Here is a 13,558-nt window from a genome sequence, read left to right on the forward strand (position 1 = left end):
AAAACCGCAGCCCCTATGAGGACTGCGGTTATTTAATGACATCCAGCTCAAGCGCCTACGAGCTCGAGGTCATTTTATTCCATCAGATGAAGGCAAAAGCGGCTTCAATCTTATGGCCTCCCTCAAATGCTTGTACTAAAGCATAAGGGCAACTAAGCCTTTCGCCAAGACTGGCGATAAGCCAGGTTTTCTTTATCACTTGTGACCAAGGCGCTCCCGCTTTTGATTTTATCGACGGCGACGGTTACGCAGGAATGTTGGAATATCCAGGTTGTCACCATTGTCTTCCTGTGGCTGCTTGTAGCTTTTGTTTGACTGCGGCTGAGGTTCACGTGCAGGCGGCTGCTCTTCATACGTCGGTTGTGCCGGCTGCTGAGGCTGTGCCGGCTGCTGATCCTGGCGCGGCTCGCGTGCAGGTGTTTCTCTTCTTGTGGAATTCAGCTGCTGGCGGACCATTGCAGGACGTTCTTCTGCATCTTCAAACCCAGTTGCAATAACTGTTACTACAATTTCATCTTTTAAGTTCTCGTTAATAACGGAACCGAAAATCATGTTCACTTCGCTGTCAGAAGCGGAAGATACGATCTCAGCTGCCTCGTGAACTTCAAACAGGCTAAGATTGGATCCACCTGTAATGTTCATAAGAACTCCTTGAGCTCCATCGATGGAAGTCTCAAGAAGTGGAGAGCTGATTGCTTTTTTCGCAGCCTCTGCTGCGCGGTTTTCACCAGTGGCAATACCAATACCCATCAGTGCAGAACCTTTTTCACTCATGATCGTCTTCACGTCAGCAAAGTCGAGGTTAATGAGTCCCGGTACTGCGATCAGGTCGGAAATACCCTGTACACCTTGACGAAGAACGTTATCCGCTTCTCGGAACGCTTCGAGCATTGGTGTGTTTTTGTCAACAATTTCAAGCAGACGATCGTTAGGAATAACGATAAGTGTGTCCACTTTTTCTTTTAAAGCACCAATTCCATTGCCAGCCTGAGTCATACGCTTACGTCCTTCAAATGTAAACGGGCGTGTAACCACACCTACAGTAAGTGCACCGAGGTCTTTTGCAATCTCAGCGATTACAGGGGCTGCACCTGTTCCGGTACCTCCGCCCATTCCGGCTGTGATAAATACCATGTCGGCACCGCCAAGAACCTCTTCAAGATGCTCGCGGCTTTCTTCTGCAGCTTTTTTACCGATGTCAGGATTCGCTCCTGCACCAAGGCCCCGCGTAAGCTTGCCTCCAAGCTGTAACTTTTTTTCCGCTTTTGAAAGGTGAAGAGCCTGTGCGTCTGTATTGACCGCAATAAACTCTACTCCCTGCAGACCATTTTCAATCATTCGGTTAACGGCGTTGCTTCCTCCGCCACCTACACCGATTACTTTTATCGTAGCTAGCTGCTCCATATCCATTTCAAACTCTAACATTTACGATCCCCCAATCTATCATGCAAAGCATGATCATCACTTATCATTGTGCGAGTCATTTCCGGAAACACGAGTTTTGACTTCCCCCGCTATATCGTTACCGGCGTTATTCTTTTACTCAAAGGCTCCGTTAAATTCAGGTGTTGATTTCCGCTCATTGCTCCCGCATGAGTGTCGTGCATTCGCTGCAATCAACTTTAATAAATCAACAAGGATCTTAACACAGCCTACTCAAAAAAGACTTTAAACAGTTTGGACATTCGCTTTTTCACGCCTGCCTCTTCCTGCTGCTTCTGTGTTGCCTGCTGTTTTGGCTTCTGGTGCTTTTTCGCTGAACGTTCCTGACGTTCTTCTGCTGGTTCGTGTTCGACCTGTGCAACACCTGCAGCAATTTCCTTGCCTTGAATTCTGGCACTGCGGTGTGCGTACTGGATGAGTCCGACCCCGTTCGTATATTGAGGCTCTCTGACCCCGATATAATCAGGAATAGCAACTCGTACATTCTTTTGAAGGATTTCTCGTGCAAGTTCCAGAAGTCCTGGCATCTTTACACATCCCCCCGTAAGTACGTAGCCACCGGAAACATCTCTAAATCCAAGTTTCTGCACTTCTCTATGAACTAACCCTAACATTTCTGCCATTCGGGGTTCAATGATTTCTGCTAAATCGGCTTGAGAATATTCCTGAAGTTCATCACTGCCGATCTCTGAAACTTCGAAAACCTCGTCTTCAGAAGCAAGATCGATGTAGGCACAGCCATACTCTCTCTTTACTTTTTCAGCCTCTGCAGTAGACGTTCGTAAACACACGCTAATGTCATTTGTCACATGATCTCCTCCAAACGGAAGGACCGTTGTGCCTTGAAGTACGTTGTTTTTGAAAACCGAGACTGTAATGGATCCTCCACCGATATCCACAAGAGCACAACCCAGGCTTCGTTCATCTTTTAACAAAGCAAAAGACCCTGCTGCCAAAGGTTGTAGTGCGATATCTGCTATATTGAGTCCTGCTTTTTCAACGCATCGCAGCAGGTTATGTAGCATCGTTCTCGATGCAGTAATAATAGTGCCTTCCATTTCCAGTCTGACACCAATCATGCCGCGAGGATCGTTAATCTCATCAAGCCCGTCTACAATAAATTGTTTTGGGTGGACGTTTACAATCTCCCTTTCAGGAGGAATTGAAACCACTTGGGCCGCATCGATGACACGGATAATATCTTCATCGCCGATTTCACGGTCTTCACTTGAAACGGCAACAACTCCGTGGCAAGGTTGGAGCTGGACGTGATTTCCTGACACGCCAACGATAATGTTTTCAACCTTTAAGCCAACCATGCGCTCTGCTTTTTCTACAGCTGCACGGATTGACCGGACTGTTTCATCAATGTCCACAATTGACCCTTTACGAATCCCTTCTGATTCTGCTTCTCCTACTCCGATGATATTCAACGTACCATTGGCAATTTCTCCAATTATGACTCGGACAGTAGATGTGCCGATGTCCAACGTCACGTACGTATCATGGTTGTTCATTCTCTGGCACCTCCTTTAAGTTCCTCCATCTATGTAACACTGGGTATCCAATGCTTCATTTCTTATGTTCATAAGAGCCTGGTCCATACTTCCAAGTAAGACTTTACACACCCTCTACTTAAGAACAATAACTCATAGATTAGTAAGTACACAATGTATTCCACATCTTTTTTACATTCCCTCTTTTTTTTCCCTTATTTTAATAGGAAAACTTCAGGAAAGTCATGGGGATGCAGATAAATCTTTTTTCTTTCTTTTTGACCAGCGTTCAAGCAGCAGCCTTCTGATCTGGGCGATGTTGTTAAACAGCCTGACCCCAAAAGCAAAAACAGCGGCTAAATACAAGTCTACACCAAGATGGACGCCTAGAAAAGCCAAACCCGCCGCTAAAATAATATTTGAGAAAAAACCTGTAATAAAAACCTTCTCTTCAAACGTTTTTTCCAAATGAGCACGGATACCTCCGAAAAGAGTATCCAGTGACGCAAGGACCGCGATACTGAGATAGCTTGTATAGGCATCCGGTACACGGATTCCGGTAGACAAACCAAGAAGTATCCCTACAAGAAGGCCGATAAACGGAAGCCACATATTATGATTCCTCCTTTACTGGCGCCATGTAGCGGACACGCATGGACTGATCATATGCCGGTACGGTGATATCCGTCATCGGAGCAGATGTAAACTCCAGGTTTTCATACTGGAGATATTCTTTCACTTCAGAAGTCATCATATAGTGATGCAGCTGTTCGGGATCGTCTGTAAGAACCCTTACCTGAAGAGGGAATGTTGTCATTCTCCGGCTGTTTATCAGCGTTACGCCCTGAACTTCACGAATGGGTGTCGTAGATACTATTCGCTGTGATCCCACGGCAATGTCCTTTGCACCATAAATATTTAACTCATTTATCAGCATTCTTACAAGGTGTGCAGGAACAGTGCGGATGGCTCCTCCCTGATAATTCTCATCAAAATAAGGCCTGATTTCAATCAAAACGCCTTCTCCGCTCACTTCTGTCAAGCCGGCCCGGGCTTTAAGACCGTTGATGGCCTCCTCAATGACATTTTCCACATTACCTGTATTTTGAAGCTGTTCAAGCATTTCTTCCTGCGTGGCCAGTTCCTCTATGAGCTCCTGCTGTTTTTCCTTTTCAGCAGTAAGTTCCTGTCTCAATTCCATCACTGTTCTCGTGTCACGGACATCAGGTTCTTTAGTCGTCTGAAACTGAACAGCTACCATAAAACCGATAATCGTTGTAATAACGGTGAAAATCATCATTCTGTCTTTCATCATGACATATCTCCTTCTTCATAGAACGGATCGAGGAGGACATCATTCTTTTTTTCTACACGGACTTCCACGTTATCCTGTACGAGCTGGTCCACAACCCCTCCGGAAAGGTTGACTGCCAGGTTTAGCTGTTCACTTTCACCGATGGCAGTAATGGTAAACGGTGCAAAAGAACGGTTGCCGTCGATTTCAATAACCGGTCCGATGCATTGTATGTAGGAATTCTGGTTAATCCTGTGACCATTCACGGCTATGGCCTCTGCACCGGTGACGAGCAGTTCGTCAATCACTTTCTGAACATGCTGCTCATGGACAATAAAGTTGTTGGCATGCTGATCATCCGGAATAAATTCGGCATCGTCGAGGGTAATTTCAATTCCTTCCCCTATCACTGCCACTGCACCGGTAAGCATTCTGAGCTTGTCCATATCTTCAACAAGGTTAAAATAACGCCGCTCATGGTTTGCCACTTCTTCTTCGACCCGGCTCATCTCTGCCTGAATCAAGCGCAGCTCCTCTGTCAGGTTACGGTTGACGGATTGCTGCATCAATATGTTATTTCGTAAATCATCTTCAACTTTCCACTGTGAATCACCTGCAGCCTGCGGGTAGCTGTTGTCACTCGTCAACTGGTATGAAAACGCAATAAGAAAGCCGGCAAAGAGAAGTACGGATGACAAAACAACATGACTACCCTTCACTTTCACTTTCATCTTCCTCCTCAATAATCTCTTCAATTCCTTCTTCTGAAATTACATCTGACACTTCTTCCAACTCTTCTTCATTACCTTCATCGGAAGCCGTACTTTCAAAATAAGGACTCATCCTCATATGAATAATACCTTGGGCATCCTCATCAAGCTGCGCCACAATGGACGGGTACGGAATAATCCGCTCTGAAAAATGACGGAGGGTAGAATGGACTTCAAAACCGTCATTCATAAAAATCATCAGCTGATGAGGATCGTTCTCGGACGGAACAAGGTGCACTTCCGAAATTCTCTGGTGAAGACTTTCCGGAAGACTGGTAAGTTCTGAAGCCATTTCCGACAAGGTGTCATTTTCTTCAAAGCCTGCCATCACCGGGGCATCATAAGGTCTTTCAGCACGGTCTGTTCCTGTAAGAACAACGCCAGTTTCAAGCATAGGCAGGTATTTACCATCTCTTTTTACATAGGCAACCCTGCTATGTTCCTTAACTGAGATCACCACTGTGTTTGGAAGCTGACGTGAAAGGGAGGCAGAACTGATTTCCGGATGAGCTTCAAGACGGCTAATGATATCTCTCTCATCATAGCGCCACATACTCACATCATCGAGGAGATTGGTCATTTCCACAAGTTCATCATCCATCACGTGCTCGTTGCCTGTCACGTTAACGGCCTTGATATGACTGAAGGAAGACTGAAAATAGATAACGGCTGTCATGAGGATAAAAAATCCGCTCACGTATATAATGAGCCGTCTGTTGGCCCGCTGTTTCCGTTTTTCTTTCAGCGTCGGTATCCTGCCCTCAATTTCAACCACTTTCTTTTCATCCATCTTAACTCCCCCCTTTCATTTACAGAGCCAATAATTATCGGTCACCCATCACTTCGACTTCTGTGTGAAGATCAATGTTCTTTTCTTTCTTTATGGTTTCTTTAATATGGGCAATCAGGTTCAGGACATCTTCACATGTAGCATCAGCAACATTCACAATGAAGTTTGCATGCATATTTGACACCTGGGCACCGCCGATTCTATGCCCTTTAAGACCGGCTTCCTCAATCAGCCTTCCAGCGTGATCGGGGAGAGGATTGCGGAACACACTCCCGCAGCACGGAAAGTTCCATGGCTGTGTATGGCGCCGGTAATCCTTATTTTTCTGGAGAACAGCCTTGATAGCTTCTTTATCTCCTTTTGTAAGTTCAAGTTCAGCTTCAATGCAGATACCACGGTTTTTCTGCAGTACAGATGTTCTGTAAGAAAACCCAAGTTCATCTTTTGTGAGCCAGCGAAAGGTACCGTCGGGGTACAAAATATGGGCCTTCGTAAGAATTGTGGACATATCTGCTCCATGGGCTCCTGCGTTCATAAAAACAGCTCCGCCTACAGTGCCTGGTATGCCGCCGGCAAATTCAAGACCTCCGAGTCCATCCCGTGTCAGTACCGTTGCCAGTTTAATAAGAGGATACCCCCCGCCTGCCGTTACGGTCGTACCGTTAACAACCAAGGGACTGGTATCTTCAGCAAGTTTAATCACAACCCCGTCAAATCCTTTGTCTGAAACGAGAAGGTTGGATCCCTTTCCGATTACAACCCACTTGAGCCCCCTTTGTGTAATGAGTTCCATTGCTTTCTTAAGTGAAGCAATGTCAATCGGCGTATAAAGAATACCTGCAGATCCCCCGATTTTCCAAGTCGTATGGTTTTTTAACGGTTCATTTTGTTTAACTTCCCCAAGAAATGACAGCTCTTCAACTGTTTTTTTCACCTGTTCACTCCCCATTCAAGGTTACTCATTTTCCCTGTTTCATAGTTTTTTTATATTTATAAAAATGCCGTTTCGTCAGAAATTGATTTTTATGTCTGTCCTTTTGCCGATCTCCTGAGAATTCTACTTATTATTATAGCTTAAAAACGTTTATCTTGATACGAGATATGATAAAAGTGGATATATTTTTTACAGACGAAATAAACCCTGTTCCGACTTTCTGTGACGATTTGCGAGGAAAGGATCCTTGCAAAAAGCCTGACTCTGTCACGGGAGAGTCAGGCTTCATTTTTTATAAAAGTTTTTTCCGTATAAATGACTGCTTCCTTCATTCTTTTTCCTTTTTACGTTGCTGCCCCCATATAGAAATTGGAAGGTGCTATAACGGTTTATTCAGACTCAGCTTCGTTGAACTGAAGACAACGTTTGCGATGCCAAAATTTTTGTATGTCAGGCTTTTGCATACCGGCTTACACTGAGAAGGACACCGATGGCAGAAAGCATTAGCGTAAGTGATGAGCCGCCGTAGCTGAGAAGAGGAAGTGTAATTCCCGTTACCGGCATGAGGCCGGTTACCACCCCGACATTAATCATTACCTGAATGGCAATCATCCCGATAATTCCTGTTGCAAGAAACGTTCCGAAAAGATCCGGTGCATAAAGAGCAATCCGCAGACCTCTCCACAACAGAATCGCAAACAGCATAAGTACGAACGTTCCGCCGATAAAACCGAGCTCTTCTGCAAGAATCGCAAAAATAAAGTCAGTCTGCGGTTCCGGCAGATAAAAATACTTCTGTCTGCTCTCCCCCATTCCCAGACCTAAGAGTCCCCCCGGCCCGATGGCATACAGGGACTGAATGATCTGAAACCCGCTTCCCAGTGGATCCTGCCACGGATCAAGAAAAGAAACAATCCGCTTCAACCGGTATGGGGCTGATAAAATCAACCCGACGAGCCCCGCCACACCGAGCATCCCGATGACAGCAAAATGGGAAATTCGCGCACCTGCAATAAACAGCATAACCACACACGTTAAGATCATGACCATCCCCGTTCCAAGGTCAGGCTGGAGCATAATCAGAGCAAAGGCCACCATAGCAAGTCCGAGAGTGGGAAAAAGACCTTTCTTCCAAGTGGTTACGTACTTTTGTTTTTCAGATAAGTATTTAGCAAGAAACACAATCATAGCCATCTTCATAAATTCAGAAGGCTGAATCGAGAAGGCACCGACACCGAGCCAGCTCTGTGCTCCTCCACGGACAAGGCCGACACCTGGTATTAAAACGAGAATGAGAAGGCCGAAGCAGACAAACATCAGTATTTTTGCCCACGAACGCCACGCCCAGTAATCGATATGCATTAAAAATACCATGGCAACCAGACCAAGCCCTGCAAAGAACAGCTGTCTTTTTAAAAAGAAGAACGAATCGTCAAACTTAAAGTCTGCCCATACAGCACTCGCACTGTAAACCATGATCATCCCTATGATCAGCAGTCCGAGGGTGGCAGCAATCAAAATAAAATCAGGTGTAGTTTTTGTTTTCGGCAATAGAGACACCCCAGTCTTCGTACTCTCTACTACCGATTGTATGAAGGGGCTGGGACAAACATGCTATCAGCTGCCCAACTTTTCAACAGCCTCGATAAAACGGTCGCCTCTTTCTTCAAAGGTCTTGAACTGATCCCAGCTTGCACAGGCAGGTGATAACAGCAGTATATCCCCTTCGTTTGTAAGCCTGTACGCTTCCGGGACTGCTTCATCAAGTGTCTGAACGCTGATGACTTCAGCTCCTGCCTCACGGGCCACACGGGCAACCTTTTCAGCGGTTTCTCCGTATGTCACAACCGAATGAACATTTTTAAGCCACGGAAGAAGATCGTCAAACTCATTCCCCCGGTCAAGGCCCCCGGCAATGAGGACAATCGGCTTATCAAATGCTTTTAAAGCCGTAATGGTAGCCGGAATGTTTGTTGCTTTTGAATTATTATAAACGGCCCGTCCGTTCAGGTTTTTTACAAACTGAAGACGGTGTTTCACGCCTGTGAATGACATAAGAACCGAAGCCATGTCTTTTCGGTTTACGTCATAGACTGATGCTGTAAGAGCTGCTGCCAGGGCATTTTCGATATTATGCTCACCGGGCAGGCTCATCTCATCTTTATGGATCACAGCTTCTCCATTGACTGTGAGATAACCGTCCTCCGAAAGGGAAGCACCGGTGTTTAATTGTTCCCGGACTGAAAACGGCATTTTTATCCCCTCGGCCCGCTCAGCAAGACGGCGGACAAGAGGGTCATCGAAATTATAAACAAGAACACTGTTTTCATCTGTATTTTTAAACAGGCGGGCTTTTGCTTCTGCATACGCTTCACGATTTCCGTGATAATCCAGGTGGGCGTCGATAATGTTCAGCAGGACAGCCACTTGTGGTTTAAATGCTTCAACGCCCATAAGCTGAAAACTGGACAGCTCCGTGACCATGACATTTTCCGGACCTGCATTTTTCGCCACCTCACAGCTTACTTTTCCGATATTCCCGGCAATAAGGGGGTGTTTCGTCCCGTTTTGAAGCATTTCATGGACCAGGGTCGTTGTGGTGGTTTTTCCATTCGATCCGGTAATGCCCACGATCGGGGCCTCACTTACCCGGTAGGCAAGTTCAACTTCTGTAATGACGGGAATGCCGAGGCGCAATGCCTTTTCAATCAGCGGGTTATCATAACGGATCCCCGGATTTTTTACTACACAGGACAGCCCCTCTTGAATAAGGGATGAAGGATGCTCACCGCAGATAACCCGGCACCCTGCTTTCTCAAGGGAACGGGCCGCTTCATTTTCCTCCAGGGGCTTCTGGTCATTGACGGTTACCCTGGCTCCTAATTCATGAAGCAGGAGAGCCGCCGCCGTTCCACTTTTGGCAAGCCCTAATACAAGCACATCTTTTCCTTTAAAATCCGAAACAGCTTTCATCTATAACCACACCTCTAAGTAAATTCCTGCAGCAGCGAACAATATACCCACAAGCCAGAATGTGACAACAACGCGCCATTCACTCCAGCCTGACAGCTCGTAGTGGTGGTGAAGCGGGCTCATTTTAAATACCCGTTTTCCTCTGAGCTTAAAGGAAGCAACCTGAATAATAACACTCAGCGTTTCAATGACAAATACACCGCCAATGATAACGAGAAGCAATTCTGTTTTAGTCAAAATAGCAATAGCACCGATAGCTCCCCCGAGGGCAAGGGAGCCCGTATCTCCCATGAACACTTTTGCAGGGTGTGCGTTGAATACGAGAAAACCAAGTACGGCACCGACAATCGCCACACTGAATAAAGATACAGTATACATTGAAGCAGCATAGGCAACGATGGCGAAAGCACCGAAAGCCACTGCTGAAGTACCTGCCACGAGCCCGTCAAGACCGTCAGTAAGGTTTACTGCGTTGGATGCCCCGACAAGAATAATAATGATCAGGGGAAGGTACAGCCAGCCGATATCAAATCCGACGTTTGTGCCGGGAATAAAGACTTCCGTTGACAGCCCTGACTGAAGAAGGACGATATAAAAGATTACAGAAATAACAATCTGTCCAAGGGCTTTTTGTTTTGATGTAAGTCCGAGATTTCGCTTTTTTACGACTTTGATAAAGTCATCCAAAAAACCGAGGAGACCAAAGCCGAGTGTCACAAGAAGAACGAGGAAGATTTCCACGTTTAAGGAATGGAACTTCGCTCCCATAATCAGTGTTGTTAAAACGATGGAGAGAATAATCATGATTCCGCCCATCGTTGGTGTCCCTGTTTTTTTCTGGTGTGATTTTGGTCCTTCATCACGAATACTCTGTCCGAACTTCAGCCTTCTGAGAAACGGAATGAAGATCGGAGAAAGTATGACCGTAATAAGAAAACTCATAATAAGTGCAAATAATAAACCCTGTTCTAGCATTAAGGGAACTCCTTTCTAAAGTGCGCGTACATCATTGCGGTTTCTAATTGGATTGTAGTTGTTCGATAAGCTGTTCAAATTTGATGCCTCTGGATGCTTTAAACAGATACACTGTTTCAGGCAGGTTTAAAGAAGCCAGATAGCTCTCTGCCTCATCCTTTTGTTCATAGGATCGGATCTCCGGCATTTCACCCTTTTCCTTTTTCAGTGCGCAGGAAATCCATGTCGCTTTTTTTCCGATGGTTACAACATGGGTGCAGGATGAAGGAATATGACCCGCAACTGACTCATGAAGTTCTTTTTCATTCTCACCAAGCTCCAGCATGTCACCTAACACGAGGACCTTGTTTTTGTAGCCTTCCATATTTTTCATCGTTTCAATCGCAGCTATCATGGAAGTTGGGCTTGCATTGTAGGCGTCATTGATCATCAGGGCTCCTGTATTGGATTTCATTCTTTCCATTCTCATTCCGGAAAGCCGGAGCCCGGCAAGACCGCGGCGCACATCTTCATCGGTAAGCCCCAGATGAGCCCCGAGAGCAATGGCATAGAGAGCATTTTTTACATTATGGGCACCGAGAACAGGCACGGTAAACTCACCATTTATGCCCTTGACAGAAAAGGTTACCCCATCTTCGGTGTTGGTGAATTTCTCCGCCAGGAATAATGCCGAGTCCTTAAAACCACAGGTAATCACACTCGTTTTCCATTCCCGGTCAAGAAGAGGTTCATCGGCATCTGCAATAAGCACTCCGCTTGCCTTCATACCGTCAGTTATTTCACCTTTCGCTTCAGCGATACCTTCACGGGAACCAAGTTGTTCCATATGGGATTCACCTATATTGGTGATTACAGCATAATGAGGGTTAACAAGCTGGCTTAGAAAGGAAATCTCCCCTTTATGGTTCATTCCCATTTCACATACGAGCACATCGGATTTCTCCGGCATCCGGAGTACAGTAAGGGGAAGTCCGATGTGATTATTATAATTCCCGTCCGTTTTGTGAACCGTAAATCGTTCAGCCAGCACCTGGGCAATCATGTCTTTTGTCGTCGTTTTCCCGTTGGAACCGGTCACAGCTATAATGGTGGGCTCCACCTCTGTCAGGTATCGCCGGGCAAGGTCCTGAAGGGCATTTAATGTATCTTCTACAAAATAAACAGGAAAACCGTCCGGCAGGCTGTCAGGCAGAGGTATCCCCTTTTTCCAGAGCGTTCCCTTCGCTCCGTTTTCAACGGCTTTATCAATAAATTGATGTCCGTCGAAGCGATCTCCCACAATCGGAATATACAGTGCATTCGGTTCGAGAGTCCTCGTATCGATACTTACTCCATTAAACGATTCAGGCTGGACACCACGGCCTAATAGGGACACCTGGGATACCAGATCGGATTTCAACTTAAGATTTGTCATCAGTCAACGCCTCCAACGCTTGTTTTGCAACAATCCGGTCATCAAAATCAAAGGTTTGACCGGCAATAATCTGATACGTTTCATGGCCTTTTCCGGCAATTAAAATGACATCCCGGGATCCTGCTTCTCTAACCGCACGCTCAATGGCTTCCTTCCGGTCGACAATCACGCTGTACCTGTCATTTTTCATGCCGGCTTTCATATCTTCAAGAATCTGCTCAGGTGCTTCTGAACGGGGGTTATCGGACGTAAGAAAGACCATATCGCTAAGCTTCTCTGCCACCCGGGCCATCTGAGGCCGCTTCGTCCGGTCTCGGTCTCCGCCGCATCCCACTACAGTAAAGACCCGTCCGGTGGCAAATTCCTTAATGGTCTCCAGCACATTTTCAAGGCTGTCCGGCGTATGGGCGTAATCAACGAGAATGGTAAACGGGTCGTTGTCATTTGTAACTTTTTCCACTCTGCCGGAAACTCCGCTTATATCCTCAAGACTCGCGATCACATCCTTAAGGGGGATGCCTGACATTCTGACAGCCGCAATCGCCGCAAGGGCGTTATATACGCTGAACTTTCCGACCATATTCAGGCGTACGGGTGCACTCTCCTCAGGTGTTTTCACTGTAAATCTGGAACCTCCTTCGTCAAAGACGAGATCAACGGCTTTTATTTCAGCGTCATTATTAACACCGTACTGAATTACAGGAGCTGCTGTCATCTTAAGTAGATCCTTTGACGCTTCATCATCAGCGTTAAGTACAGCAAGGTTTTTCTGCTCAGGATAATAACCGTTACCAAGCTGGGCAAAAAGGAGCCCCTTTGCATGAAGGTACTTCTCCATCGTTTCGTGATAATCAAGGTGATCCTGGGATAAATTCGTAAAGACCGCCACATTGTAATGGCAGCCATGGACACGCCCCATTTCAAGAGCGTGGGAAGAAACTTCCATAACAGCTGTGTCGACACCGGCCTCTTTCATCTCACTGAACGTTTTCTGCAAAGGCAGTGATTCGGGTGTTGTGTTCTGTACCGGGTGCTCGACACCTGCGAACCGGGTGTACATTGTGCCGATCATCCCCGTCGTCTTCCGGGCGTCGGTTAAAATTTTCTCAATTAAATGAGCGGTTGTTGTTTTCCCATTCGTACCTGTAACCCCTATCAGGTTCATATCCATCGTCGGATACCCGTAAAAGCGGTTGGCGAGAAGAGCCATGGCTCGTTTGGAGTCCTTGACTACAATAACTGGCACATCAGTATCCAGCTGTTCTTCCGCAATGAGTGCCGCTGCTCCTTTTTTTACTGCATCATTAAAAAAGCTGTGGCCGTCCACGGTAAAACCGCGGACACAAATAAACAAGCTGTTTTTTGTTACTTCCCTGGAGTCCATATGAACGGACTTGATATCAGGATTCTCGTTACCTATGTACTCATAAGATGGCAAACACTCCAGGAGTGATTGAAGATTCATTGTC

At 46.1% G+C, this 13,558-nt stretch carries 12 protein-coding genes; all 12 read right to left on the reverse strand.

The features are described 5' to 3' along the window. Positions 1–228 precede the first annotated feature (228 nt). Positions 229–1,425: a cell division protein FtsZ gene (gene ftsZ, locus EBO34_RS07030; protein ID WP_122897197.1), complete on the reverse strand. Its 1,197-nt coding sequence runs from the start codon at positions 1,423–1,425 to the stop codon at positions 229–231. A 227-nt stretch (positions 1,426–1,652) separates the two neighbouring features. Continuing rightward, a complete protein-coding gene (ftsA, locus tag EBO34_RS07035) occupies positions 1,653–2,960 on the reverse strand; it encodes a cell division protein FtsA (protein ID WP_122897198.1) in 1,308 nt (435 codons plus the stop codon). A gap of 222 nt (positions 2,961–3,182) precedes the next feature. After that, on the reverse strand, positions 3,183–3,551 hold the full coding sequence (locus tag EBO34_RS07040) for a small basic family protein (RefSeq protein WP_122897199.1): 369 nt from the start codon (positions 3,549–3,551) through the stop codon (positions 3,183–3,185). A 1-nt stretch (position 3,552) separates the two neighbouring features. Continuing rightward, entirely contained in the window at positions 3,553–4,254 is a 702-nt protein-coding gene (locus EBO34_RS07045) for a DUF881 domain-containing protein (RefSeq protein WP_122897200.1), read from the reverse strand. Beyond that, positions 4,251–4,964, reverse strand: coding sequence for a DUF881 domain-containing protein (locus EBO34_RS07050; protein WP_183163746.1), 714 nt, complete (start codon positions 4,962–4,964; stop codon positions 4,251–4,253). Before EBO34_RS07050 ends, EBO34_RS07045 begins: the two co-directional genes overlap by 4 nt. Next, positions 4,942–5,793: a cell division protein FtsQ/DivIB gene (locus EBO34_RS07055; RefSeq protein WP_122897202.1), complete on the reverse strand. Its 852-nt coding sequence runs from the start codon at positions 5,791–5,793 to the stop codon at positions 4,942–4,944. The genes EBO34_RS07050 and EBO34_RS07055 overlap by 23 nt, the downstream gene beginning before the upstream one ends. Positions 5,794–5,827: 34 nt before the next feature. After that, a complete protein-coding gene (gene murB, locus EBO34_RS07060) occupies positions 5,828–6,742 on the reverse strand; it encodes a UDP-N-acetylmuramate dehydrogenase (protein ID WP_183163747.1) in 915 nt (304 codons plus the stop codon). A 435-nt stretch (positions 6,743–7,177) separates the two neighbouring features. Continuing rightward, positions 7,178–8,278: a stage V sporulation protein E gene (gene spoVE / locus EBO34_RS07065; protein ID WP_122897203.1), complete on the reverse strand. Its 1,101-nt coding sequence runs from the start codon at positions 8,276–8,278 to the stop codon at positions 7,178–7,180. Between the two features lie 66 nt (positions 8,279–8,344). Continuing rightward, entirely contained in the window at positions 8,345–9,700 is a 1,356-nt protein-coding gene (murD, locus tag EBO34_RS07070; protein ID WP_122897204.1) for a UDP-N-acetylmuramoyl-L-alanine--D-glutamate ligase, read from the reverse strand. Continuing rightward, positions 9,701–10,675, reverse strand: coding sequence for a phospho-N-acetylmuramoyl-pentapeptide-transferase (gene mraY, locus EBO34_RS07075; protein WP_122897205.1), 975 nt, complete (start codon positions 10,673–10,675; stop codon positions 9,701–9,703). 43 nt (positions 10,676–10,718) lie between these two features. Beyond that, positions 10,719–12,089 carry a UDP-N-acetylmuramoyl-tripeptide--D-alanyl-D-alanine ligase gene (locus tag EBO34_RS07080; protein WP_122897206.1) on the reverse strand — a complete coding sequence of 457 codons (1,371 nt, stop codon included), beginning with the start codon at positions 12,087–12,089 and terminating at the stop codon, positions 10,719–10,721. Then, a complete protein-coding gene (locus tag EBO34_RS07085; protein ID WP_122898602.1) occupies positions 12,076–13,554 on the reverse strand; it encodes a UDP-N-acetylmuramoyl-L-alanyl-D-glutamate--2,6-diaminopimelate ligase in 1,479 nt (492 codons plus the stop codon). Before EBO34_RS07085 ends, EBO34_RS07080 begins: the two co-directional genes overlap by 14 nt. Positions 13,555–13,558: the final 4 nt, after the last annotated feature.

The organism is Alteribacter keqinensis (assembly GCF_003710255.1).
Lineage (GTDB): Bacteria > Bacillota > Bacilli > Bacillales > Salisediminibacteriaceae > Alteribacter > Alteribacter keqinensis.